The sequence below is a fragment of the uncultured Ellagibacter sp. genome (assembly GCF_934643285.1).
Lineage (GTDB): Bacteria > Actinomycetota > Coriobacteriia > Coriobacteriales > Eggerthellaceae > Ellagibacter.
In genome coordinates, this window is sequence record NZ_CAKUBT010000001.1 from 227,870 (window position 1) to 251,230 (window position 23,361).

The window sequence follows — 23,361 nt, forward strand, 5'->3', positions numbered from 1 at the left end:
CAATCGGATAGTGCTAGTTTTTAAGCCTCGTGGCGACGGCGCGGCGTGCGGCCGTTGCTCGAACGCTGGCTGCGACCGGGGCGCATGTCGCGCTCACCACGGTCGTTGTTGCGGTGAGAATGCTCGCGGCCGTTGTCGGCGGAGCCTTCCGGAGCATCGGGCTTGTCGAGGCGATCGAGCGAGATCTTGCCCGTCTTCGGGTCGACTTCGAGAACCTGTACCTTCACAATGTCGCCCAGGGAGAGGACGTCTTCGACCTTGCCCACGCGGCCGTTGGCGACGCGGGAGATGTGGAGTAGGCCGTCCTTGCCCGGCGTGAGCTTCACAAAGGCGCCGAAGTCCTTGATGCCGACGACTTCGCCCTCGTAGATCTCGCCGACCTCGGGCTCCTTTACGATGCCCAAGATCATGGCCTTGGCAGCCTCGCCGGCCTTGCCCTCGACTGCAGCGATGTGGATGGTGCCGTCTTCCTGGATGTCGATGTTGGCGCCCGTCTCCTCCTGGATGCCGCGGACGACCTTGCCGCCGGAGCCGATGACGTCGCGGATCTTGTCGACGGGAATGTGGATGGTCTCGATGCGCGGCGCGGTGTCGCGAAGCTCAGCGCGGGGCTCGGGCAGCTTTTCGAGCATAGCGCTCAGGATGAATGCGCGGCCTTCGTGTGCCTGCTTGAGCGCGCGGGCGAGGATGTCGACAGACAGGCCCTTGGCCTTGTTGTCCATCTGAAGTGCGGTGATGCCCTTCGACGTGCCGCAGACCTTGAAGTCCATGTCGCCGAGGAAGTCCTCGAGGCCCTGGATATCGGAAAGGATGACGACGTCGTCGCCTTCCTTGATAAGGCCCATGGCGATGCCGGAGACGGGAGCCTTGATGGGCACGCCCGCATCCATGAGCGCGAGAGTGGAGCCGCAGGTGGAAGCCATCGAGGAAGAGCCGTTGGATTCCATGATCTCGGAGACCACGCGGATTGCGTAGGGGAACTCGTCCTCGGAGGGGATTACGGGCAGAAGCGCGCGCTCAGCGAGGGCACCGTGGCCGATCTCGCGGCGCTTCGGGGAGCCCATGCGGCCGACTTCGCCGGTGCAGTAGGGCGGGAAGTTGTACTGGTGCATGTAGCGCTTGCCCTCGACCGGCTCGATGGTGTCGAGGCGCTGCCACTCGTTGAGCATGCCGAGCGTGCAGATGGAGAGCGCCTGGGTCTGGCCGCGCTGGAAGAGGCCGGAGCCGTGGACGCGGGGCAGGTAACCGGGCACGATGTGCAGCGGGCGGATTTCGTCCGGGCGGCGACCGTCGGCGCGCTCGCCGGTCTCGATGACCATCTTGCGCATGGCCTTCTTCTCGAGCTTCTTCAGCGCGGCGGCGATATCAGAGCCCCAGCTTGCGCGCTCTTCGTCGGAGAACTCGTTGGTGGTGATCTCGGCCTTCAGATCCTCGACCTTGCCCATGCGCGAGAGCTTGTCGGCATCTTTGAGTGCTGCGGACATGCGATCGAAGTACGGCTCGGCGCGCTCGGCGATTTCAGGAGCGGGGGTATGGAGCTTGTACTCCATCGGGGTGGGATTGACCTTGGCGATGAACTCGGCCTGCTTGTCGCAGAACGCGGCGATCGCTTCCTGGCCGAAGGTCATGGCAGCGAGCATGTCCTCTTCCGAGATTTCCTTAGCGCCCGCTTCGACCATGGAGATGTAGTCCTTGGTGCCGGCGATGGTGAGGTCGAGGTCGGAATTGGCGTCCTCCTCGTAGGTGGGGTTGACGATGAACTCGCCCGTCTCAGCGTTGCGGCCGATCTTGACGCAGGCGGCAGGGCCGTCGAAGGGTGCACCTCCGACAAGGAGCGCAGCCGATGCGCCGCCGACGCAGATGACGTCAGGCTGGTTCTCGCCGTCGCAGACGAGCGTCGTTGCGACGATGTGGACCTCGTTTTTGTAGCCGTCAGGGAAACCGGGGCGGATCGGACGGTCGATCATGCGAGCATTTAAGGTGCCTTTCTCGGAAGGACGCGCCTCGCGCTTCAGGTAGCCGCCGGGGATGCGGCCGACGGAGTACATCTTCTCGATGTAGTCGACCGTGAGGGGGAAGAAGTCGTAGTCTTTCTCCTGCTTGGAGACGACGGCGGTCACGAGGATCGTGGTGTCGCCTTGGGTGACCAGCACGGCACCGGTTGCCTGCTTGGCCAGCTCGCCAGTCTCGAAGCGGTACTGCTTGCCGTACAGCTCGAAGGATTCGACGATCTTTTCCATGTATTCTTTCTTTCTCTTAGCCTCATGCGCCCTATTGCGCCTGAGCTTCTTTGGCTGCGGGGTACTCACATTCCCCCGCCTCCACGAGCGCGCCCGCCGGATGCGATGCGCGACCGCCTTGCATATAGCACGGGGCCCGCAACTTGCGGGCCCACGTTCCAAGCTTAGATGTTGTCGCGAATACCGAGCTTCTTGATGAGTGCGCGGTACTCTTCGATGTCGCGCTCCTTGATGTGCTTCAGGAGGCCGCGACGCTTACCGATGAGCTTCATCAGGCCACGACGGGTGTGATTGTCCTTCTTGTGGGACTTCAGATGCTCGGTAAGATTGCGAATGCGCTCGGAGAGGATTGCGACCTGGACCTCGGCGGAACCGGAGTCGTTGTCGGACTTGCCGAATTCCTTGATGAGTTCGGCGGTCTTCTCCTTGGAGATGCTGAGCTTCGTTGCCATTGTTTTCCACCTTTCAAGTATCTAAGCTCTCGATCGTCCCGGGTAGGCAAGCGGGTGGCGCATGCGAACTAGGGGCGAACCAGCTGCCGTTATGACAGCCTGCTTATTGTAATGGGACGTCTTCGGTGCGGCAAGCGAGATAAGGGGCATTCCCACCTGTTCTGCACAATCTTGCCGTTATTCGGCCGCTTTCGCCTCGCGAAGGGCGTGGCAGAGCTGGTCTGCGCACGACGTAGAGCGGTTGCCGCAGGTGTTTCCGTCGAGGATCGAGCAGACATCGGCAATGTCTTTGCCCTCGACGAGCTTGGAGATGGCCTTCAGGTTGCCGTTGCATCCGCCGATGAAGTCGACGTGTTTGATTGTGTCGCCCTCGACCTCGACGTTGATGGCGCGGGAGCAAACCCCTTTGGTGCGATAGGTGTACATTTCTTCCTCTTTCCGTCATTTCGATTCGTAAAGCCCGCTCGTGAACATAAACGAGAGCGAGCGAAGCCTGCAGCCGACATGCTCGACGCACCATCTCTGGCACAGATCGAGCACCGAGAACGCCTCGCGTACCCCCATGCGCGCGCCTGCGATGTCGGAAAACGTCGAGCGCAGAAGGAAGTTCGACCACTCGGCGGCTTGGGCGTCGATGTAGCCGGCTTCAGTGTGCGCTCGACAGTGCGAGCATATCACACCGCCTTCGCGCGGGGAGAAGGCGAGCGAGCCGTCCGGCAGGGGCGTCACGGGATTTCCGCAAGCGGCGCACTCGGAGAGCACGGGTCGCACACCGGTCATGGCGAACGCCTTCAGAAGATGGCCGGCAGCGATTGAAGGCGAACCTGAGGCGTCGGTGTTGCACATCGCTCGAAGCGCGGTCTGCGTCATCGCAAAGAGGTTCGGGCATTCGAGGCCTGCTTGCGTGGTGCGCTCGACGAGCTCGGCTATCGGGGCGGCGGCGGAGATGCGCTCGATGTCGCCGCGCAGGGCGGCGTTGCCTTCGACAAGGCGCGCCTCGGACACCACGTCGAGCGAGCGGCCCTTTGCGCACAGGACGTCTGCCACCGAGAAGAGTTCGAGCCGCGAGGCGAAGCTGCTTTTCGGCTTGCGCGCCCCCTTGGCGACAGTACGAAGCTGCGAACCGTCCTCGGCAAGAAGGGTGAGGATAAGGTCGCTCTCCCCCAGCTTCGTCTTGCGCACGACGATGACGCGCGCGGTATAGGTGGGACGTGCCACAAGCGCTACTTCTTAAGCGATGGTTTGCTGGAGGCGATGCTGTTGTCTGAGTTCCACTTGATGGTGCCCGACTTCTGCTCCGCCGAGCCGTAAATCGTGCCGAAAAGCAGCGTGTTCTCGAACTTCTTGGCGGTGATTGTGTAGCTCACGACCCCGTCGCCCTCGTAGTTCACGCTGTCGCAGGAGACCACCTCGTAGTTAATGCCGTCCATGACAACGGTTGCGCCCTTGCTGAAGAAGGAATAGGTTTCGGAGACGAGCTCCTTCTCGCGCGACTTCGACACGGTGATCGTCACAGTGGAGCCCGATTTCAGCTTGGTCTCCGCGGCGGGATCGGTGGAAAGCACCGTGCCCTCGGAGCTGTCTTCGGAATACTTGGTTGCGACTTCAACGGCAAAGCCCGCCTCCTTGAGCGCGGCGGTGGCGTCGTCCTGCGATTTGCCAGTGACGTCAGGCACAACGTAGGATTCGGCAACCGTGACAGTCACGGCCGTCGCCGACTTCACCTTCGTTCCTGCTTGGGGCTCGACTTCGAGCACGGTGCCCTCGGCCTCGTCGGATTTCACTGTCTTGAACGTGACGTTGCCAAGACCCTCTTTCTCAAAGGCGGCCTTCGCCTCATCTTGGGTGCTCCCCACGATGTCGGGGACGGCACGCGGGGTCGCAATGGAGACGTTCACCGTGGTACCGCTGGGAACGCGCGAACCTGCAGCGGGGTCGGTGATGAGAACGATGCCCTCGACTTCGTCCGATTTTACCTGCGACGTGTCGACTGCGAATCCCTTGCTCTCGAGGAGCCAGATCGCGTCAGCCTGAGCCTCCCCCGTCACATCGGGTACAGTCTTTCCGCCCCAAAGCTCGAGAGAATAAGTAATACCGATTGCCGCGGCGGCAATGATGGCAACGACGACGACCGCGACAATCGCGCGGGTCCTACGGGCAGCCTTGCGTTTCTTCGCTTCCTTCTCGGCGTCGGGTGACTCGTATTTCTTCTGGGTGGGCGCGGGCTCGCCCTCGATTTTGGGAAGCTCCATCGTATCGCCGGAGCGCCACGAGCGCGCAGGCGGAACATAGCTCGAGTCGACGAGCCGTTCGAAGCCCGACAGGTCGACGGTGTTCGCCGCGTTCAGGTCGATCTTGTGGGTCTGCTCGCTGGCGAGGGAGTCGGCGCAATCGGCTCGAGGGATGCCAATGCGCGGCAGGGCCTCATCGAGTGCCTCGCGTTCGGCATCGTCGATCGAGTCATGTGAGGCCGCGTGCTCGTCGGAGCTTTGCCCGAGGTCCTCGTCTTCCGCTTCCTCGATGTCCGACAAAGCTGCATCGTCGATGGAATCGGAGTCGTCTTCGATGGCGGGCTCGATGGAGCTCGTCTCATCGGTGCAGGACACCATCGGGTCCTCGGTGGTCAGAGGCGCGGCAGCATCGATGACCTGCGTCTTGTCCGCATCGTATGCTTCCTCGCACCCGTCAGGATCCTGTATATCGCTGAGGGTCACCGCATCGATGACCTGCGTCTTGTCGGCGCTCGAGAGCAGAGGGCTCCCGCATTCATTGCAGAATTTGGCTCCTTCGCGATTTTCGCTTTGGCAATGAGGGCAGATCATCATGCGCGCATTCTCCCGTTCAAACGTCTCATCTGCGTTATTGTAGCTGAACGGCCGTCGGGATTTCGGCGTCGCGGCGCACTCCGGCCGATACGCGACAATACCTGCACAAAGCGAAGGCCGCGAGAATTAAGCGCCCTCGCCGTAGCCAAAGCGGCGAATTTGCGTGGCGTCGCGGCGCCAGTTTTTCTTCACCTTCACGTTCAAATCGAGGAACACGCGGCAGCCGAGCAGCTGCTCGAGGTCAGCGCGGGCCTCGCTGCCGATGCGCTTGATCGCAGCGCCCTTCTTCCCGATGATCATACCTTTTTGGCTGTCGCGCTCGACGTAGATGGTGGCGAAAATACGCTGGAGGTCTTTTTTCTTGTCGTACTGCATGTTGTCGACGGCGACGCCGATTGAGTGTGGCACTTCGTCGTGGAACGAGCGCAGGATCTTCTCGCGGATGAACTCGGCGATCACGACTTCCATCGGCTGGTCGGTCTGCATGTCGGGTGGGAACCATGCGGGGCCCTCGGGCAAGAAGAAGACAGCCTCTTCGACGAAGGCGTCGACGTTCGCGCCGCTGCGAGCGGAGAGCGCCACCATGGCGTCCCAGGTCATAAGGGCTTCTGCTGCCTCGCGCTGCGCAGCGATCTGCTCGGGTGTCGCGATGTCGGTCTTAGAGAGCACGCAGATGCGGCGCGCCTTGCAGGCGGCAACCTGCTTGGCGACCCATTCATCGCCGCGGCCAATTGGCTGGGAGGCGTCGATCACCATGGCAACGACGTCGATGTCTTGCAGGCCCTTGAGCGCGGACTCGTTGAGCTCCTCGCCGAGGGCGTCGTGGGGCTTGTGGATGCCCGGCGTATCGACGAGGATGAGCTGGAAATCATCGCGCGTCAAGACAGCGCGGAAACGGTGGCGGGTCGTTTGGGCGGTCGAGGAGGTGATGGCGATCTTCTTGCCCATGATAGCGTTCAAAAGCGTCGACTTGCCCGCGTTCGGACGTCCGACGAGGGTGGCGAAACCCGACTTGAAACCTTCTTTTTGCATTCCTAGCACAGCAGTTCTCCGATCTTGGGGATGAAAACGATGGCGGCGACGACAACCGAGGCAACGGCGAGAATGAAAGCCGCTCCCGCCGCACAGTCTTTGGCGTGCTTTGCGAGCACGTGGTATTCGGGCGACACCAAGTCGACGACTGCCTCGATGGCGGTGTTCGCGGTCTCGGCCGCCATGACAGCACCGATGCAGATGACGATAGCAAGCCATGAAGGGGCATCGATACGCAGGGCGAACCCAAGCACAACGGCGGCAACGGCGAAGCCGGCGTCTATGCGCATGTTGCGTTGCTTAAAGGCGAACGCGACGCCCTCGGCTGCGCATTTGAAAGCATGAGGGAGCGATTGGGTCATCTAATGCTCTCCCCTCACAAGCGCTCCCGGGCCGTTCATCTCGCCGAAGATGGAAAGCTCGAGCCCTCGCTTGCGCGCCCATTCGCGAAGAAGTTCCGCCTCGCGCGACTCCATGACCTCGGCCTCGTCATCTTCGATGTGGTCGTAGCCGCACAGGTGCAAAAGGCCGTGGACGAGAAGGACGGAAAGCTCGCCTTCGAAGGTGGTGCCGAACAGCTCGGTTTGCCGCTCGGCGACGTCGACCGCGATGATCACGTCTCCGAGCTCGAAGGGCATCCCGGGAATTTCGCCTTCCCCCTCGCCCATCTCGTCGTCGAGCCCGTCGCATTCGAACGAGAGGACGTCGGTGGGGCCGGTCTTTCCGCGGAATTCCTCGTTGAGGCGGGCCATCTCATCGTCGTCGATGAAGCTTACCGAGACCTCGGTGTTTTGCGGGCAGTCCTCTTGGGAGAGTACGAAGGCGGCAAGCTCGGAGACGGGCACGCTCGCGATGAGGTCCTCTTTGTATTCGCAGTTCACTTCGATGTTCATGAAAATCTCCTTGCGTGCTTTAAGCGTCGGCCCGGTCGTAGGCGGCGACGATTGCGGCCACGAGCGAATGTCGCACAACGTCTTTCCCCGAAAGGCGGCAAAACGACACGTCGTCGATGTCCCCAAGAACGCGCTCGGCGTCGGCAAGGCCCGAGCGCGACCCCGGAAGGTCCCGCTGCGTCAAGTCGCCGGTGACAATCATCTTCGAGTTGAAGCCGAGCCTGGTCAGGAACATCTTCATCTGCTCGGGCGTGGTGTTTTGCGCCTCGTCGAGGATGATGAAGCTGTCGTTGAGCGTGCGCCCGCGCATGAAAGCGAGCGCACGCGATCTCGATGACCCCGCTGTCGATGAGGTCGTTGGCGCGCTCCATGTCGGTCATGTCGAAAAGCGCGTCATAGAGCGGCCGGATATAGGGGTCGACTTTCTCGTTGATCGTACCCGGCAAAAAGCCCAGGTTCTCCCCCGCCTCAACGATGGGCCTGGTCAAGATGATGCGCCCGACTTCCTTGCGCTTAAGCGCGGCGACGGCCATCGCCATAGCAAGATAGGTCTTGCCTGTTCCTGCGGGGCCAAGCCCGAACGTGATGGCGTGGGAGCGGATGGCGTCGACGTAGCGCTTCTGGCCTGCCGTTTTCGGCCTGATGGCTCGCCCGCGGAACGTGAGGAGAATATCCTCGCGCAGCGCCTGGGGCGAGAATTCCGCGCTGCGGAGAAGCTCGATCGAGCGCAAGGCGTACTCGGGAGTCACTTCCTCGCCCCGTTCCGCAACCTTGATGAAGTCGGAGAAAAGTGCCGTAAGCGACTGCACTTCGCTTTGATCGCCTGCGAGGATGATGGAATCGCCCCTCACGGTGATGTTCGCCTCAAATGCCGATTCGACGACCCGCAGCGTCGAGTCCGCAGGTCCGACGACAAGCGCCAAATCGACGCTCGCCGGTGCAGTTAGTGTAATTTGCGTTTTGTCTGTCATGCTTGCCATTGTAGCATGCGGGCAACACGTTACCCTGATGCCCGACATTCACCACATCACTGGATGCAAAAGGAACTATCATGACCACGGTAAAGCAACTGTTCGACGAGTCGCGAGCCGCTTCGCGCCCAACGCTCTCGTTCGAGATCTTCCCGCCGAAGGGCGATCTGGACCACCGTACCGCGCGCGAGGTTGCAGGAGGCCTCGCCCCCCTTGGCCCCGACTTCATCTCTGTCACCTACTCGGCGGGCGGCGGCGGCAACAAGCATTCCACCAACGATGTGGCCGAGCTCATCCAGTCTGACTTCGGCACGGTCTGCGTAGCGCACCTCACCTGCGCGGGGGCGACCGCATCTTCGATTGCGGCCTCCATCGAGGATTTGCACGCGCACAACATCGAGAACGTCCTCGCACTGCGCGGCGATATCCCGGCAGGAGTCGAGCCCACTGAGTTCCGCTTCGCGAAGGACCTCATCCCCACGCTTGCCGACGCCGGCTTCTGCGTGGGCGCTGCGGCGTATCCCGAGGGGCACATCGACTGCATCGACCCGAAGGTAAACATCGAGCATTTGAAGGAGAAGGTCGATGCAGGAGCGAGCTTCCTCGTGACGCAGCTGTTCTTCGACAACGATTATTTCTACCGCTTCCGTGAGCGTTGCACCTCCGCGCGGATTTATGCCCCGATCACCTGCGGCATCATGCCGTTTTTGAGTAAGCAGCAGATCCAGCGCATGGTGTTCATGTGCGGTGCCTCTCTTCCGAGCCCCATCATCAAACTGCTCGCCCGCTACGAGGACGACCCCGCAAGTCTTCGTGCGGCTGGCATCGAGTATGCTTGCAAGCAGCTCGTCGACCTTGAGGAACACGGCGCGGACGGCCTTCATGTCTACACGATGAACCACCCCGACATCGCGCGCGCCTGCACCGAGGCGATACGCCGTGCCGGCTAGGAGCGACAGCGCTTCGCGTTTCGCTTGTTTCTTCGACGGGAAGCCGAAAAGCGCAACGTTTCCCTGCGCTCCGGCGGAAGGGTCTTTGCGACTCGATCGTGACGAGGCGCTCGGGTACCTTGGCTACGGCGACCAGGAACTCGATTGCAAGCTTGCTGCCCGCTTCGACGCGATAGCGAAAGAGTGCGAGGAGACGCTTTCGCCCGCCTACTCGTGGGCGGCGTTCGCCATCGATCGCAACGTGCCTGATGGAGAAGACGCAGGGGTGTATCTTTCCGGGACGTCCGCTCGCCTTGAGGGAATGAGCATGGCGGCGCACATGAAAGGTGCTGCTGGCGTGGCGCTGCTCTCGTGTACGGTGGGAATGGCATCCGAGCGCGCGATCGCGCGCTACCAAGCGACAAGCCCGACCGAGGCGCTCTTCTACAGCGCCTGCGCTTCCGCGCTTGTGGAAGCGTGCGCGAACCGCGTCGAAGCCGAGGTGGTCGCAGAAGCGAGCGAGGCGGGGCTACGCACCAACTGGCGTTTCAGCCCAGGCTACGGCGATGCGCCGCTCTCGATGCAGCCCGCTCTGCTGCGAGCGCTCGGCGCACCTGGGCGTTTGGCGGTGAGCTGCACCGACAGTTTCCTGCTCGTGCCGTCGAAGAGTATCACGTCGGCCATCGGGCTTTTCGAGCCTGGAACGCGTGCGGCAGGCGTAAGACGAAGCTGCGCCACGTGCTCGCTCGGGCAGGTGTGCATGATACGAAAGCAAGGGAGGACATGCCATGGCTAGCGATTTGAGCGGCCTTACCATCAAAGACGAGCACTTAAAGCGCGCACTCGAGGGGCGGGAGTACCTGCTCGTTGACGGTGCCACGGGAACGCAGATGCAGGAACGAGGCCTCGATGCGCTCGAAGCCGTCCCCGAGCTGCTCTGCAAGACGCACGCAGACGATATCACGGCGATTCACGCATCTTACATCGCGGCGGGCGCCGAGGTCATCACGACCAATACGTTCAGCGCGAACCGCCTGAAGCTCGGCGATAAGATGAGCGTCGAGGAAGCGTACCGGCTAGCTGCCGACTGCGCGCGAGCTGCCGGCGCGCCCTACATCGCGGGCGACATCGGCCCGACGGGCTCGCTGCTCGAACCGATGGGAACGCTTTCCTTCGACGAGGCCTACGACATCTTCGCTGAACAGGTGCGCGCAGCTGTCGCCGCGGAATGCGACATCATCCTTATCGAGACGATGGCGGATCTGCGCGAGGCGAAGGCCGCCCTGCTCGCGACGCGCGAAAACTCGACGCTGCCGGTGTTCGTTACGATGACCTTCGGGGAAGACAGCCGAACGTTCCTCGGTACCACTCCCGTGATCGCAGCCGAGGTCTTAAGCTCGCTCGGCGCGCAGGCGGTCGGCTTCAACTGCTCGCTCGGTCCGGCCGAGCTGACCGGTGCTGCGCGCGCCATGGCGTCCCGCGTGCGCTGCCCGCTCATAGCGCAGCCCAATGCCGGTTTGCCCCATATGGAAAACGGCGAGACCGTCTTCGACGTCGGTCCTGAGGAGTTCGCGCGCGCAATGGCCCCTCTGCTCGATGCCGGCGCGAGCATCGTCGGAGGCTGCTGCGGAACGAGTCCCCGATCAATCGAGCTGCTTTCAAAAGAACTCGCCCGCCGCGGGAAGCCGACGCCGCGTGCCTTCAAGCCTGCCTGCGTTCTTGCGAGCGCCCAGGAAGCGGTTGTGCTTGAAAAGGGAAAACACGCTGTTGCCGTCATCGGTGAGCGCATCAACCCCACGGGCAAGAAAAAGCTTAAAGCCGCGCTGCGCTCGGGCAATCTGGACTACGTCATCGGCGAAGCGGTCACGCAGAGAAACTCAGGCGCCGATGTGCTCGACGTGAACGTCGGCCTTCCCGAGCTCGATGAGCCCGCCATGCTCTCCGCCGTCGTCGAAAAGCTCTCGGCCACGGTGACGCTGCCGCTCGTCATCGACTCGAGCAACCCCGACGCCATCGAGCGCGTGGTCCGCAGCTACGCAGGAAAGCCGCTGATCAATTCCGTAAACGGCAAGCGCGAGAGCCTCGACGCCGTGTTGCCGCTCGCCAAGAAGTACGGCTGCGCGGTCATCGGGCTCGCACTCGACGAGTCAGGCATCCCGCCGACAGCCGAGGGGCGTTTTGCCGTTGCCGAGAAGATCGTCGCCGAAGCCGAGCGCATCGGAATCCCCCGCGAGGACATCGTGATCGACTGCCTCGTCATGGCCGTCGCCACAAATCAGAACGAAGCGATGGAAATCGTGAAGGCAGTGTCGCTTGTCAAGGAGCGCCTCGGAGTACGCACGGTGCTCGGTGTGTCAAATGTGAGCTTCGGCATCCCCCAGCGCGCGCTTCTGAACAGCACGTTTCTAGCGGCTGCTCTCGGCTGCGGGCTCGACTTTCCGATCCTTAACCCCTCTTCGGCGCGCTATATGGACACGGTGCACGCCTTCCGGGTCTTAAATATGCAGGACGAGGGCGCGGTGCGCTACATCGAGGACTACGCGAATGCGCCCGACCCCTACACGGCGTCCGTAGGCACGGCGGCGGCGCAGGCGGGAACCCTTCCGCAGCCGCAGCCCGCGAAGCCAACCGACGCCGCTTGCCCGATCGCTATACCGGAGTCGCTCGCGCATGCATCGGGCGAGATCGAGCAGGTTGTCAATCTCATCATGTCAGGCCGTAAGGGCCCTATGGGAGAAATGACCGAGAAGCTTCTTGCGTCCTGCGATGCGCTCGACGTCGTGAACGGGGCATTCATCCCCGCACTCGATGTCGTTGGCAAGAAATTCGATGCAGGCGAGTTCTTCTTGCCCCAGCTCATGGCGTCGGCCGAGGCCGTGAAGGCGGGCTTCGACGTCGTGCGCGAGCATATGGGAGAATCGGGCGCAGCCATCGACGACGGGCGCGCGATCGTCGTCGCGACCGTGAAGGGCGACATCCACGACATCGGCAAGAACATCGTGAAGATGCTGCTTGAGAATTACGGGTACCGTGTCATTGACCTGGGGCGCGACGTTGATCCGAGCGAGATTTTGCGCGTCGTGCGCGAGCAGAACGTCCGCCTCGTCGGCCTATCGGCCCTCATGACGACGACCGTGAAGGCGATGGAGGAGACGATCGAGCTGCTGCATCGCGAAGTGCCAGGGTGCTCGGTGTTCGTCGGCGGTGCCGTGCTCACGCCCGAATACGCCGCTCAGATCCACGCCGACCACTACAGCAAGGACGCGGCAGATTCGGCGCGCTATGCGGAAGAGTATTTCGCGAGCATCGGCCTGTAAGAGGCGCTGCTGCGTCATGGATGCGAAGGAGCCTTCCGTTTCCCGTGATCGGGAAACGGAAGGCTCCTTTAGCTTGGAGGCAATATTACTTCGGCGAACGTTCGTCTCGCACAGCGGGAAACCCCAGCTAGAGCGTAACCTCGATCATCTCGCCCGCCTTCGCGTTCTTTGGCGCGGGGACCTCGAAGTAGCTCTCCGTGAGGGCAATTCCCTCTTCCTCGACGACGGCGAGCTCGCGTGTGCCCTTGCGGGCCTCGCGCTCCTTGTCGCGCAGCAGGTCTCCCAAATCGCGCAGTCGCTGGGCGCGATCGGCCTTCACGCCGGGAGGTACTTGATCGATGCGCGCCGCTGCGGGCGTTCCCTCGCGCTTCGAGTACGGGAACACGTGAATCTTCGAGAACCGGCAGGTGCGGGCGACGCGGAGCGTGTCTTCGAACTCCGCTTCCGTCTCGCCGGGGAACCCGCAGATGATGTCAGTCGACAGCGACAGCTCGGGAACGCGCTCGTACAGGTTTGCGACGATTGCCTCGAAATGCTCTGCGCTGTAAGGGCGGTGCATCTCGCGCAGCACCTTCGAGTTGCCCGATTGCAGGGGAAGGTGAAGGTGTCGGCAGACGCGCCCGCCTGCCGTTGCGAGCACCTCGACCAGATCGTCATGCACGTCGCGCGGCTCGACGCTCGAAACGCGGAAGCGCACGGGGTATTCCCCCTCTTCGTGCAGGTCAGCCGTCTCTTCGAGAAGCGTCCGCAAAAGGTCGGCGAGCCCTGTCGCCTCCCCCGTCTCCTCGTTGCGCCATCGGTAGGAGCCGAGGTTTATCCCGGTGAGGACGATTTCTTTCACGCCGGCACTCGCAAGCGCTCGGCATTGACGCACGACCTCGCAAGGATCCACGCTGGTCGCCTTCCCGCGTGCAACGTGCACGACGCAGTAGGTGCAGGCATTGTTGCAGCCGTCCTGGACCTTTACGCCCACGCGGGTGCGGTAGCCCTCCCCAACGGGAAGCGCGGGCCCGTGCGCCGCGGCGTCAAGTCCCCAAGCGCCGGCATCGATCGAGGATGCAAGTTCGGCTTTCCCCATGACGCGCACGCGAGGATCCATTGCAAGGAAGGTGTCCTTGTCGATGGCCGCGGCGCACCCAGTGACGATGACGGTCGCACGGTCGTTCGCGCGCAACGCTCCTCGCACGGCCTTGCGCGTCTTCTTCTCGGCCTCGCCCGTAACCGTGCAGGTGTTCACCACGATGAGGTCGGCGTCGGCCGCATCGCAGCTTTTCGCACCGTGGGCATCGAGGGAAGACGCGAAGGCGTCCGACTCGACGCGGTTAACCTTGCAGCCGAGGTTGACGACGGCATACTTCATCGAGTGCCTCCAAGTTTTCCCAGCTCATACAAGGCGAGAGCTGGTGCTACGACGCCCGCCGTCTCCGTGCGGAGAATCGATGAGCCCAAGCTGACGAGCGATGAGCGGGGGTTCGCGTCCAAAAAGAATCCGACCTCGCGCTCGGTGAGCCCGCCCTCGGGCCCGACCACGACGGCGATGCGCGCATCGCTACGGCTGCAGGTGCACTCCGAAAGCCCCCGCTCGATCGCGTGCGCAAGCGAAGCAGTTTGGGGAGCCTCCTCCCAGCAGATGAGCACGGCGGTCGCCTCTGCAAGCTCGGACGCCGCCTCCTTCGCGCTCCGGGGCTCAACTACCTCGGGGATGCGCGGCTGACCCGACTGCATCGCGGCGCTCTTCGCGATGGAGCGCCAGCGGTCAAGGCGTGTCCTCGTTTTCTTCTGGTCGAGCTTCACGATGGAGCGCTCGCAGGTCAGGGGCATAAATGCCACCACGCCGAGCTCGGTTGCATGTCGAATGACCGAATCCATCTTCTCGCCCTTGGCAAGACCCTGCACGAGCATCACAAGCGGGCCGTCGTCGGTCGCGTCCTCGTGGCGCGTTATGCGCACGAGGGGGAAATCGTCGTCAAAGGATGTAATCTCGCATTCGAAGTAATCCTGAGCCGCATCGATGACCGCGATGTGCTCGCCCGGGGCCAAGCGCAAAACTTTAGCGTGCTTGGCGTCATCGCGCGCGAGCCGCAAGGGGAAAACCTCCTGCGGCTCGACGGCGATAACCTGACTCTCAAGGAAGAAACGTGGCAGTGACATGGGTGTTTGCAACCTACCCTTCAGGTGCGCTAATTGAAGGCGTCGCGCAGCTTTTGTAGCGGGCTTCGGGGAGCCGCCACCTCTTCGCCCATCTCGTCTGCGAGCTTCTCAAGCAGTTCGCGCTGCTTCTTCGTGATCTTTTCGGGGATGATAACGTTCACATGGACGTACATGTTCCCGCGGATGTCGCTCTTCAAGCGCGGCATGCCGAAGCCCTTCACGCGAACAACCTGCTCGTTTTGGCATCCCGCGGGGATGCGGACCTGCACCTTCTCGTCGGGCATGATGCCGTCGATCTCGATTTCGGCACCGAGAATCGCCTGGATGAAGGACACGTTCGCGCGCCCATGCAAGTCGTCGCCGTCGCGCTCGAAGAACTCATGCGGCTGGACGCGACAGGTGACGATAAGGTCGCCCGCCTGCGCACCCTGGATGCCTGCTTCGCCGAAGCCGCCCACGCGCAGCTGCTGGCCGTCGCGGATACCCGCAGGTACCTTCACCGTGACGCGCTGGCGATCGGGGACGCGGCCCTGACCTTCGCATTCGGGGCAGGGATTCTCGATCGACGAACCGGTGCCGTTGCACTTCTTGCAGGTCGTGGCCGTCTGCATGTCGCCCAAAAACGTGCGTTGAACGCTGACGACGCGGCCCTTGCCGCCGCATTCGGGGCAGGTGACGACCTTGCCGTTCTCGCCGAGGCCCGTGCCTTTGCAGTCGGGGCAGGGAGCGAGGCGGTCGTAGACGATTTCCTTCTCGACGCCGCGTGCGACTTCTTCGAGCGTGATGCGCAGGCCGACGCCCATGTCGCGGCCTTCCTTGCGCGCGGGCCGTCCGCCCTGGCCGCCTTGGCCGCCGAAGAACGACGAGAAGATGTCGCCCATGCCGCCGAAGCCGCCGCCAAACAGGTCGTCGAAGTCGACGTAGCCGGACCCGCCGCCGTATCCGCCGCCCGCAGCGCCGGGGATAGTCCCGAAACGGTCGTACTGCGCGCGCTTGTTGGGGTCGGAGAGAACGTCGTATGCCTCGTTGAGCTCCTTGAACTGGTCCTCAGCGTCGGCAGCTTTGTTCACGTCGGGGTGCAGCTCGCGCGCACGGCGACGAAACGCTTTCTTGATCTCGGCGTCGGACGCGTCCTTCGACACGCCGAGAATCTCATACAGGTCCTTGGCCATCTCTTGCCTTTCTCAACTACTCTCGTCAGCGGCTCGTCAAAGCCGCACAGTTCACTACGATTCGCCAAGCGCCGCGCTTGCCGCGCGCACGGCTTGGATAACCTTCGAATAATCCATTCGCGTCGGCCCGATGACGGCAACGACGCCTTCCGCCTCTCCGCGTCCGTAGCGGCTCGCCACGACGGACACCCCCGAGAGGCCCTCGGTCTTGTTTTCCTTCCCGATTTGCACGGAGAGGTCCTCGTCGGTGCTCGTCAGATCGTCGAGGATATGCAGAAGCACCGTGTCGTCCTCGAGCACCTGCACAAGCGGCAGCACCGCGTCGGTGTGCGAGAACTCGGGCTGCGCGAGAAGCGCGCTCATACCGAGCTGATGAGTGCGCCCCGTCTGCCCTTCCTGGATGCAGGAGAGCACCTCGTCGAGCACTGCGCGCACGAGCGGATCGGAGAAGGCGCGCTTCATGCCAAAAGACAGGCCGCGTTCCACGTCGGAGAGCGATTTCCCGCAAAGTGCCTTGCTGAGCAGGACTTGGATGCGCGAAAGCTCGTCGCTGCCGACGGGGATGGTGAAGTCCATTTGGCGGTTGAAGACGTTGCCGTCTTCGGTCACGACAACACAGATAGCGCGAAACGCCGTAAGGCTCACGAGCGTAATCTGCTTGATGCGCGTCTCGAGAACCGTCGGCGCAAGGACAATCGACAGGCAATCGGTAAGCCTGGCGAGCGCGCTTGAGGTTTGCTCGAGGAGCGAATCGAGTTCCGAGGCGCTTTTGCGCAGGTTCTCGGCGACCGCTCGGTAGCGCTCCTCGTCAGGAAGCGAATCATTTGCCAGCAAATCGTCCACGAAGGTGCGGTACCCGAAATCGGTCGGGATGCGACCTGCGGAAGTATGGGGCTGCGCGATATAGCCTTCGTCTTCGAGGATCGAAAGCTCGTTTCGGACGGTGGCAGGGCTCACGCCGAGCTTATAGCGCTCGGTGAGCGTTCGAGACCCGACGGGCAAAGCGCGCGCCACGTATTCCTCGATGAGCGCCGCGAGAACGCGCTGCCTTCTATCTGAGAGCATGACTTCACCCCTTTCATCTCGATGTCTGCCATGCCAAAAAGCCATTCTAGCAGCCGATGCCTTCGAGTGCTAAAGAATTTGGCAAGGTGCGCCATATCTTGATAGATGCATCACAGGACTCGTGTGCGCAGAGGCTTATGCGAGGTCGAAAAGCGCGCCGTAGAGCTCGTTTCCGAGGAGCCATCCCCGCTCGGTCGGGCGCAGGCGGCCCTCGCTCCAGTCTGCGAGGCCCTCCTCGACAAGCTCGCCGATCGTCTCGTCGAGGCGCGGGAGCATGAGCCTGGCCTCGGCAATCTTCTCCTCGGAGACGCCGCGCGTCATGCGCATGCCGAGCATGAGGTCCTCGGCGACCATCTGCGCGGCGTTCAAGTCGTCAGTCACCGAACCGTCGGTCATGCGCATCCGCCGCTCGCTGTTCTGCGTCATAGTTGCCGCTGAAGTGCCGATTCCCAAATACGGCACGCCCGTCCAGTAGGCGATGTTGTGGCGGCATGCAAAGCCCGGCTTCGCGTAGCTTGCGACCTCGTAGCGCTCAAAGCCGGCGGCGGTAAGAAGCGACTGCGCGATTTCCATCTGATCAGCCTCAACGTCGTCGTCGGGCTCGGGCAGCTCACCTGAGAGCACCATGCGGTCGAAAGGAGTATGCGGTTCGATGGTGAGCGGGTAGACGCTTATGTGAGAGACTCCGAGCTCGATAGCGCGAGAGACGCTTTGCTCGAAGGATTCCGCGCTCTGCCCGGGGATTCCGCACATAAGATCGCAGCTCACGTTGGCGAATCGCTCGTGAGCCGCCTCGATAGCGCGGCAGGCAGCCTGCGCGTCGTGGGCGCGCCCGATGGTTTCAAGCACCTTGTCGTCGAAGCTCTGCACGCCAATGGAGAGCCTGTTCACCCCAAGAGCCCAGATGTCGCGGACCATGTTCGGAGTGAGGCTTTCGGGGTTCGCCTCCATCGAGCATTCCACGTCGGGCTCGAGTCGCATCGATGTCGAGAGCGCGTAGAGCAGCATAGACAGCCGAGACATCCCGATATGGCTCGGAGTGCCCCCGCCCAGATATAACGTCTCGATTGCTGAGAGCTCGCCTTCCTTCGACTTGCGGCGGATTGCGAGGCAGAGGTCTTCCACGTACGCGTCGATGCGCGGGTCGTCCGCGGCGACGGCAGACGTGGTGAAATCGCAGTACGAGCAGCGCTTCACGCAGAAAGGCAGGTGCAGATAGAGAGCGCGGTAGGGATCGTGCGGCATCAGTTGGCCTCCTTGTTTATGAAAGCGCCCGACGCCGAGTTGTGCGCGCTATCGTGCGCTGCTGTGAAGGCGAGCAGCTCGTCGAACACCTTGTCGAAATCTTCCGGCGTGACGCAGGCGTTGATCTTCCCGCGCGCGGTCGCAGCCCCAGGAAGGCCCGCCATGTACCACATCGCGTGCTTACGCATCCGCACGATGTTGCGCCCTTCCCGCTCGGCGAGCAAGTGCGCATGGCGGCGCGCCATGGCAAGACGTTCGGCGATATTGGGCCGCGCAGGTTCTTCTTTACCCGCGAGTGCAGCTTTCACCTGGGCGAATACCCAGGGGTTGCCTTCGGCCCCGCGTCCGATCATGATCGCATCGCAGCCTGTTTTCTCGCGCAGGGCGACCGCATCGGTGCCGCAGCGCACGTCCCCGTTCCCCACGACGGGGATGGCGACGCCGCGCTTGACCTTCGCGATGACGTCCCAGTCGGCGCTCCCGCGGTAGAGCTGCTCGGAGTAGCGCCCGTGCACGGTGACGGCACACGCCCCTGCGTCTTCCATTCGGCGGGCGAACTCGGGGGCTGTTTCCTCCCCCATCTTGAACCCGCGGCGGAACTTCACCGTGACAGGATGTTTCACGGCGCCGCGCACCGCCGACACGATGGATGCGGCGAGCGCAGGGTCGCACATGAGCGCCGAGCCGTCGCCTTTCGTCACGATCTTGCGCGCGGGGCAGCCCATGTTGATGTCGAGGTACGCGAGCGTGTCGCCCATCGTCTGCTCGATCCATGCGGCCTGCTCGGCCATGACGGCGGGCTCGTGCCCGAACAGCTGCACGGCCACGAGGTCCTCCCCCGGAGCGAGGCGCAGCAGGTGGCGCGTCTTCTCGTTTGCGAAAGAAAGGCCCTTCGCTGAAACCATCTCGGTATATGCAAGCGAGGCTCCCTGCTCGCGGCAAAGCGCGCGGAACGCCTCGTCGGTCACGCCCGCCATCGGCGCGAGGAGCAGCCGATGCTCGGCGAAGAAATCATGCATCATGCGAATCTCTCAAAACGTCGTTGCTATTAAGCGCTCGCAAGCGTGCCGAGCGTAAGGGCGCCCATGACGAAGAGCGCCACGACGAGAATCAAGGCGACAACTCCCACGATGAGGCATCCGGCTACGGGGAAAGCCCCCTTCGCATTCATGCGCTCGCGCTCGGCAGCCGCTTTCTTCTCGTCGAAGGGGTCGTCTAACCAGTTGTAAGATTCTTTTTCTCTTCTCGACATGGTTAATCGTCAACCTTAAGGATCGCCATGAACGCCTCTTGCGGGACCTCCACGTTACCGATGGCCTTCATACGCTTCTTGCCCTGCTTCTGCTTCTCGAGCAGCTTGCGTTTGCGCGAAATGTCGCCGCCGTAGCATTTCGCGAGGACGTCCTTGCGCTTCGCCTTCACCGTCTCGCGCGCGAGCACGCGTCCGCCGATGGCTGCCTGAATGGGCACCTCGAACATCTGGCGCGGGATGATTTCCTTCAGCTTTTCGGTGAGCACGCGCCCGCGGTCGTAGGCCTTGTCCTTGTGGACGATGAACGACAGCGCGTCGATCGGCTTACCGGAGAGCAGGATGTCGAGCTTCACGAGCTGCGAGGGCTTGTAGCCGGCGAAGTCGTAGTCGAGCGACGCGTAGCCCTTCGTGTTCGATTTCAGCTTGTCGAAGTAGTCCATGATGAGCTCGGAGAGGGGGATCTCCCAGAGCATCTCGACCGTGTTCTGCGAAAGGTAGTTCATCGTGATGAACGTGCCGCGGCGGGCAACGGTTAAGTCCATGACGGCGCCGACGTAATCGGGCGGGATGAGGATTTTCGCCTTAAGATAAGGTTCCTCGATATGCTCGATCTCGCCGGGGTCGGGCATTTCCTGGGGGGAATGCAGGCTCATCATCTCGCCGCCCTGCTTAAAGACGTGGTATTCCACCGAGGGCGCGGTCGCGAGCAAATCGAGGTTGAACTCGCGCTCGAGGCGCTCCTTCACGACCTCCATGTGCAAAAGCCCCAAAAAACCGACGCGGAAGCCGAAGCCGAGCGCGTGGGACTTCTCGGGTTCCCACAATAGCGCGGGATCGTTGAGCGAGAGCTTCTCGAGGGCCTCCTTCAGGGGCTCGTATTGGTCAGACTCAATGGGGAACAGGCCCGTGTAGACCATAGGCTTGGCCTCGCGATAGCCGGGCAGCGGGTTGTCGACGCCGCCTTCCGCAAGCGTGATCGTGTCGCCGACCTTCACGTGGACAAGGTCCTTAAGCCCCGTGACCAGGTATCCGACCTCGCCGACGCCAAGCTCGGGCAGCGGCTCCTCGACGGGATGGCGCGCGCCCACTTCCTCGGCCAGGATGTCCTTGCCCGACGCCATGAGGCGCAGGCGCTGGCCTTTCTTCATCGAGCCGTCGACGATGCGGACGAGCGCCACGACGCCGCGGTACGGGTCGAAGTAGCTGTCGAAGATGAGCGCACGCAGCGGGGCGTTCGCGTCGCCGGTTGGCGCGGGAATGTTGTAGACCACGGCCTCGAGCAGGTCGTGCACGCCGACGCCAGTTTTTCCCGAGGCGAGCACCGCGTCGTCTGCGGGGATCGCAAGCGCGTCCTCTATTTCAGCGCGAACGCGCTCGGGGTCGGCCGAGGGCAGGTCGATCTTGTTGATAAGCGGGATGATCTCGAGGTTCGCGTTCATCGCCATCATGGCGTTCGCGACCGTCTGCGCCTCAACGCCCTGGGTCGCGTCGACCACGAGCACCGCGCCCTCGCATGCAGCCAAAGAGCGGCTTACCTCGTAGGTGAAGTCGACGTGGCCGGGAGTGTCAATGAGGTTGAACTGGTATTCCTCGCCGTCGTCGGCCTGATAGTTCACGCGCACGGCCTGGCTTTTGATCGTGATACCGCGCTCGCGCTCGATGTCCATCGTGTCGAGGAGCTGGGCTTGCATATCGCGCTCGGCGATGGTGCCCGTCATCTCGAGGATGCGGTCAGAAAGCGTCGATTTCCCGTGGTCGATATGGGCGATGATGGAGAAGTTCCTGATATGCGAGGGGTCGGTCATGACGATCGATAGGTCCTTATCTCTTGCAGTATTTGTGTTCAATGTATACGTTTGCACCTGAAAATGGCGCAATTCACTAAAAACTACGTGCAATTGGCGCAAGCGTTTGCTATTCTATCGCATTGCGTATCCAGCAAGCGTTCGCGTGGTGATATTCATCGGCGAATCCGCAGACATGGCTGCAACAGGGAAAGTGCTTGTGCTGGACGGCCGATTGGCCTGCGAGACAGAGAAATCCTGACTGTTTCCTATGCGAGACGCGCATCTTTGCGGTTTCTTCGTCTCGCGTGTCAATCTTGCCTTCCAACACTTTTCCTGCAACGTGTCGTGCTGCGCGCGCGGACTATCAGTTGTTTTAGGAAAGGAACGAACATGGCAAACATCAAGAGCCAGAAGAAGCGCAACATCACCAACGAGAAGGCGCATCAGCGCAACAAGGCTTGCAAGTCCGAGCTGAAGACCGCAGTTCGCCGCGTGCGCGAGGCTGTTGCCGCCGGCAACGGTGCCGAGGCTTACGCTGCCGCTCTCGCTGCGAGCCGCCTGCTCGACAAGGCTGCTTCCAAGGGCATCATCCACAAGAACCAGGCTGCTAACCGCAAGTCCGGCGTCATGCAGCTCGCCAACACCATCGTGACCGACGCCGATCGCGCCGCTTACGTGAAGCCGGAGCCGAAGAAGCAGGAGGCCACGGGCAACAAGAAGGCTGCCAAGAAGGCCGAGCGCAAGGCCGCTCTCGCTGCCGCTTCCGCCGAGAAGGCCAAGCGCCGCGAGAAGCAGCTCAAGGAAGAGGCTGCTGCTAAGGCTCGCAAGGCCAAGGAAGCCGAAGAGGCCGCCAAGGCCGAGGCTGCCGAAGCTGAGGAAGCTGCTGAATAAGCAAATCGCTTAACGCGACTTTCGAAGGACCCTGAGTTCGCAAGAACCCAGGGTCCTTTTTCTTTGGGAGTCAAGGTGAGGCGGGGATCGGGGGATTTGTCTCGCCCGTGGACAGCGCGAAGCTATCTTCCTTCGCAGACGGAAGTGACCCAGTCCATGAATGCTGCTTCAGGATCGGCGCCGCTTTTCATGGCGCGCTCGGCATCGCGCGCGGTGATGATTGCGCGGCGAAGCTCGTCTCGTGAGAATCGGCGCGCAAGAGTGCTGTGCCCCTTCACCTGCCATGCCTGCTTCGGGCGGGCCTTGGGATTCGATATCTTCGCGTACTCGGTGAGCGCCGAGGCTAGCGCATTGGGGTTGCCCCGCTCTGCCAGGACTTTCGCGCACATGATTTCGCGCAGCCGGGTAGTACACATCGCAATGAGCGCATGGGGCGAGGTCGACTCCATCTTCGCGCGATAGATGAGGCACTTCTTAAGGTCGCGCGCAGCGAAGGCATCGACGAACTCCCAAGGAGTTGCCTCAGTCGTGCGGCTTACAAGCGAGCGCACCTCATGCTCGGAAACAGGGTCGTTCCCCCGATGCGCGAGCGCAATCTTCGCGATCTCGCTGTCGAGATGCACCGTGTTCTCGCCTACTAGCTCGACCAGGGCATTTGCAGCCCCTTCGGTGAACGTCGTCCCGTGCGAGACGGCCATCGACCGGACGGTGTGGGGCAGCTCCTTCTTCTTCAGTGGGATGCACTCGATGACGGCGCTCTTCCCCACCCCAGCGACAGCCTTGTACAGGCGCGTGTTCTTCGCGAGCTTCTCCGCCTCAAGGGCAAGTACGGTCTGGTCGCTCGGGGAATCGAGGTAGGCAACAAGCTCTTCCGAATCGGCCTTCTTCAGCTTGTCAACATCGCGCACGTATACCAGTCGTTTCTCGCTTGCGAAGGGCATGGTGTTGCAAGCCGATACGATATCGGCCCCCAGCGCCGTCTCGCCGTCGAAGGTGTCGGAGTTGAAAGAGAGATCACCGTATTGCGCGAGGCGCTCGCGGAGCCGTCTCAACACAGTCGAGCGTTTAAGCGCGTCCTCCCCTACGATCAGGTAGGCGGGAATGAGTGGTTTTTGCTTTGCTGTTTGCGTCATGCAGCC

22 protein-coding genes and 1 pseudogene are annotated in these 23,361 nt (G+C 62.3%); 4 read left to right on the forward strand and 19 right to left on the reverse strand.

The window, feature by feature from the left end; all coding sequences use genetic code 11:
- Positions 1–20 precede the first annotated feature (20 nt).
- From Q0I65_RS01035 to Q0I65_RS01080, 10 genes and pseudogenes are all read right to left on the reverse strand, one after another.
- The gene (locus Q0I65_RS01035; RefSeq protein ID WP_296058855.1) at positions 21–2,240 is read right to left on the reverse strand and encodes a polyribonucleotide nucleotidyltransferase; all 2,220 of its coding nucleotides are present in this window, start codon (positions 2,238–2,240) and stop codon (positions 21–23) included.
- Between the two features lie 164 nt (positions 2,241–2,404).
- The gene (rpsO, locus tag Q0I65_RS01040) at positions 2,405–2,692 is read right to left on the reverse strand and encodes a 30S ribosomal protein S15 (protein WP_158048528.1); all 288 of its coding nucleotides are present in this window, start codon (positions 2,690–2,692) and stop codon (positions 2,405–2,407) included.
- Between the two features lie 177 nt (positions 2,693–2,869).
- Positions 2,870–3,118 (reverse strand): TIGR03905 family TSCPD domain-containing protein, encoded by a 249-nt coding sequence (locus Q0I65_RS01045; RefSeq protein ID WP_296058857.1) that lies wholly within the window; start codon positions 3,116–3,118, stop codon positions 2,870–2,872.
- A 15-nt stretch (positions 3,119–3,133) separates the two neighbouring features.
- A complete protein-coding gene (gene recO / locus Q0I65_RS01050) occupies positions 3,134–3,910 on the reverse strand; it encodes a DNA repair protein RecO (protein ID WP_296058859.1) in 777 nt (258 codons plus the stop codon).
- Positions 3,911–3,915: 5 nt separating this feature from the next.
- A complete protein-coding gene (locus Q0I65_RS01055) occupies positions 3,916–5,517 on the reverse strand; it encodes a PASTA domain-containing protein (RefSeq protein WP_296058861.1) in 1,602 nt (533 codons plus the stop codon).
- 126 nt (positions 5,518–5,643) lie between these two features.
- Positions 5,644–6,549, reverse strand: a complete 906-nt coding sequence (gene era, locus Q0I65_RS01060) for a GTPase Era (protein WP_296058863.1) — start codon at positions 6,547–6,549, stop codon at positions 5,644–5,646.
- Between the two features lie 2 nt (positions 6,550–6,551).
- Positions 6,552–6,911 (reverse strand): diacylglycerol kinase family protein, encoded by a 360-nt coding sequence (locus Q0I65_RS01065; RefSeq protein ID WP_296058865.1) that lies wholly within the window; start codon positions 6,909–6,911, stop codon positions 6,552–6,554.
- Entirely contained in the window at positions 6,912–7,442 is a 531-nt protein-coding gene (gene ybeY, locus Q0I65_RS01070) for an rRNA maturation RNase YbeY (RefSeq protein ID WP_296058866.1), read from the reverse strand.
- 19 nt (positions 7,443–7,461) lie between these two features.
- Entirely contained in the window at positions 7,462–7,752 is a 291-nt protein-coding gene (locus Q0I65_RS01075; RefSeq protein WP_296058868.1) for a PhoH family protein, read from the reverse strand.
- Between the two features lie 64 nt (positions 7,753–7,816).
- A pseudogene (locus tag Q0I65_RS01080) lies at positions 7,817–8,461 on the reverse strand (PhoH family protein); the annotation flags it as partial.
- Between the two features lie 32 nt (positions 8,462–8,493).
- On the opposite strand from Q0I65_RS01080, the gene Q0I65_RS01085 reads away from it, so the two are divergent.
- The 3 genes from Q0I65_RS01085 (at position 8,494) to Q0I65_RS01095 (ending at position 12,659) form a co-directional block, all read left to right on the forward strand.
- Positions 8,494–9,363 (forward strand): methylenetetrahydrofolate reductase, encoded by an 870-nt coding sequence (locus tag Q0I65_RS01085; RefSeq protein WP_296058871.1) that lies wholly within the window; start codon positions 8,494–8,496, stop codon positions 9,361–9,363.
- Between the two features lie 85 nt (positions 9,364–9,448).
- Positions 9,449–10,138 carry a vitamin B12 dependent methionine synthase gene (locus Q0I65_RS01090; protein ID WP_296058873.1) on the forward strand — a complete coding sequence of 230 codons (690 nt, stop codon included), beginning with the start codon at positions 9,449–9,451 and terminating at the stop codon, positions 10,136–10,138.
- A complete protein-coding gene (locus Q0I65_RS01095) occupies positions 10,131–12,659 on the forward strand; it encodes a homocysteine S-methyltransferase family protein (RefSeq protein ID WP_296058875.1) in 2,529 nt (842 codons plus the stop codon). Before Q0I65_RS01090 ends, Q0I65_RS01095 begins: the two co-directional genes overlap by 8 nt.
- 127 nt (positions 12,660–12,786) lie before the next feature.
- Here the strand turns inward: Q0I65_RS01095 and Q0I65_RS01100 are convergent, their stop codons facing one another.
- From Q0I65_RS01100 to lepA, 8 genes are all read right to left on the reverse strand, one after another.
- The gene (locus Q0I65_RS01100) at positions 12,787–14,019 is read right to left on the reverse strand and encodes a MiaB/RimO family radical SAM methylthiotransferase (RefSeq protein ID WP_296058877.1); all 1,233 of its coding nucleotides are present in this window, start codon (positions 14,017–14,019) and stop codon (positions 12,787–12,789) included.
- Positions 14,016–14,810 carry an RsmE family RNA methyltransferase gene (locus tag Q0I65_RS01105; RefSeq protein ID WP_296058878.1) on the reverse strand — a complete coding sequence of 265 codons (795 nt, stop codon included), beginning with the start codon at positions 14,808–14,810 and terminating at the stop codon, positions 14,016–14,018. The genes Q0I65_RS01100 and Q0I65_RS01105 overlap by 4 nt, the downstream gene beginning before the upstream one ends.
- A gap of 29 nt (positions 14,811–14,839) precedes the next feature.
- The gene (gene dnaJ / locus Q0I65_RS01110; RefSeq protein ID WP_296058880.1) at positions 14,840–15,982 is read right to left on the reverse strand and encodes a molecular chaperone DnaJ; all 1,143 of its coding nucleotides are present in this window, start codon (positions 15,980–15,982) and stop codon (positions 14,840–14,842) included.
- A gap of 54 nt (positions 15,983–16,036) precedes the next feature.
- Positions 16,037–17,047, reverse strand: coding sequence for a heat-inducible transcriptional repressor HrcA (gene hrcA, locus Q0I65_RS01115; protein WP_296058882.1), 1,011 nt, complete (start codon positions 17,045–17,047; stop codon positions 16,037–16,039).
- Positions 17,048–17,182: 135 nt separating this feature from the next.
- Complete coding sequence (gene hemW / locus Q0I65_RS01120; protein WP_296058884.1) at positions 17,183–18,292, reverse strand: radical SAM family heme chaperone HemW; 1,110 nt, start codon at positions 18,290–18,292, stop codon at positions 17,183–17,185.
- On the reverse strand, positions 18,292–19,311 hold the full coding sequence (gene dusB / locus Q0I65_RS01125) for a tRNA dihydrouridine synthase DusB (RefSeq protein ID WP_296059015.1): 1,020 nt from the start codon (positions 19,309–19,311) through the stop codon (positions 18,292–18,294). Before dusB ends, hemW begins: the two co-directional genes overlap by 1 nt.
- A 29-nt stretch (positions 19,312–19,340) precedes the next feature.
- Positions 19,341–19,544, reverse strand: a complete 204-nt coding sequence (locus Q0I65_RS01130) for a hypothetical protein (protein WP_296058886.1) — start codon at positions 19,542–19,544, stop codon at positions 19,341–19,343.
- A 2-nt stretch (positions 19,545–19,546) separates the two neighbouring features.
- Positions 19,547–21,349 carry a translation elongation factor 4 gene (gene lepA / locus Q0I65_RS01135; RefSeq protein ID WP_296059017.1) on the reverse strand — a complete coding sequence of 601 codons (1,803 nt, stop codon included), beginning with the start codon at positions 21,347–21,349 and terminating at the stop codon, positions 19,547–19,549.
- A gap of 372 nt (positions 21,350–21,721) precedes the next feature.
- Here lepA and rpsT point away from each other — a divergent pair, with 372 nt between their 5' ends.
- Entirely contained in the window at positions 21,722–22,222 is a 501-nt protein-coding gene (gene rpsT / locus Q0I65_RS01140; protein ID WP_158048512.1) for a 30S ribosomal protein S20, read from the forward strand.
- Between the two features lie 122 nt (positions 22,223–22,344).
- On the opposite strand, the gene holA is transcribed toward rpsT, so the two are convergent.
- Positions 22,345–23,355: a DNA polymerase III subunit delta gene (gene holA / locus Q0I65_RS01145; protein ID WP_296058890.1), complete on the reverse strand. Its 1,011-nt coding sequence runs from the start codon at positions 23,353–23,355 to the stop codon at positions 22,345–22,347.
- Between the last annotated feature and the right edge of the window lie 6 nt (positions 23,356–23,361).

What these genes read in the sequence shown, in the direction of transcription:
- Q0I65_RS01045 (WP_296058857.1), bottom strand. Translation starts at nt 3,118, where the DNA reads ATGTACACCTATCGCACCAAAGGGGTTTGCTCCCGCGCCATCAACGTC.
- Q0I65_RS01065 (WP_296058865.1), bottom strand. Translation starts at nt 6,911, where the DNA reads ATGACCCAATCGCTCCCTCATGCTTTCAAATGCGCAGCCGAGGGCGTC.
- hrcA (WP_296058882.1), bottom strand. Translation starts at nt 17,047, where the DNA reads ATGCTCTCAGATAGAAGGCAGCGCGTTCTCGCGGCGCTCATCGAGGAA.
- dusB (WP_296059015.1), bottom strand. Translation starts at nt 19,311, where the DNA reads ATGCATGATTTCTTCGCCGAGCATCGGCTGCTCCTCGCGCCGATGGCG.
- Q0I65_RS01130 (WP_296058886.1), bottom strand. Translation starts at nt 19,544, where the DNA reads ATGTCGAGAAGAGAAAAAGAATCTTACAACTGGTTAGACGACCCCTTC.
- hemW (WP_296058884.1), bottom strand. Translation starts at nt 18,292, where the DNA reads ATGCCGCACGATCCCTACCGCGCTCTCTATCTGCACCTGCCTTTCTGC.
- Q0I65_RS01035 (WP_296058855.1), bottom strand. Translation starts at nt 2,240, where the DNA reads ATGGAAAAGATCGTCGAATCCTTCGAGCTGTACGGCAAGCAGTACCGC.
- rpsT (WP_158048512.1), top strand. Translation starts at nt 21,722, where the DNA reads ATGGCAAACATCAAGAGCCAGAAGAAGCGCAACATCACCAACGAGAAG.
- Q0I65_RS01085 (WP_296058871.1), top strand. Translation starts at nt 8,494, where the DNA reads ATGACCACGGTAAAGCAACTGTTCGACGAGTCGCGAGCCGCTTCGCGC.
- Q0I65_RS01075 (WP_296058868.1), bottom strand. Translation starts at nt 7,752, where the DNA reads ATGCGCGGGCGCACGCTCAACGACAGCTTCATCATCCTCGACGAGGCG.
- era (WP_296058863.1), bottom strand. Translation starts at nt 6,549, where the DNA reads ATGCAAAAAGAAGGTTTCAAGTCGGGTTTCGCCACCCTCGTCGGACGT.
- rpsO (WP_158048528.1), bottom strand. Translation starts at nt 2,692, where the DNA reads ATGGCAACGAAGCTCAGCATCTCCAAGGAGAAGACCGCCGAACTCATC.
- lepA (WP_296059017.1), bottom strand. Translation starts at nt 21,349, where the DNA reads ATGACCGACCCCTCGCATATCAGGAACTTCTCCATCATCGCCCATATC.
- Q0I65_RS01055 (WP_296058861.1), bottom strand. Translation starts at nt 5,517, where the DNA reads ATGATGATCTGCCCTCATTGCCAAAGCGAAAATCGCGAAGGAGCCAAA.
- holA (WP_296058890.1), bottom strand. Translation starts at nt 23,355, where the DNA reads ATGACGCAAACAGCAAAGCAAAAACCACTCATTCCCGCCTACCTGATC.
- Q0I65_RS01095 (WP_296058875.1), top strand. Translation starts at nt 10,131, where the DNA reads ATGGCTAGCGATTTGAGCGGCCTTACCATCAAAGACGAGCACTTAAAG.
- Q0I65_RS01105 (WP_296058878.1), bottom strand. Translation starts at nt 14,810, where the DNA reads ATGTCACTGCCACGTTTCTTCCTTGAGAGTCAGGTTATCGCCGTCGAG.
- dnaJ (WP_296058880.1), bottom strand. Translation starts at nt 15,982, where the DNA reads ATGGCCAAGGACCTGTATGAGATTCTCGGCGTGTCGAAGGACGCGTCC.
- Q0I65_RS01100 (WP_296058877.1), bottom strand. Translation starts at nt 14,019, where the DNA reads ATGAAGTATGCCGTCGTCAACCTCGGCTGCAAGGTTAACCGCGTCGAG.
- ybeY (WP_296058866.1), bottom strand. Translation starts at nt 7,442, where the DNA reads ATGAACATCGAAGTGAACTGCGAATACAAAGAGGACCTCATCGCGAGC.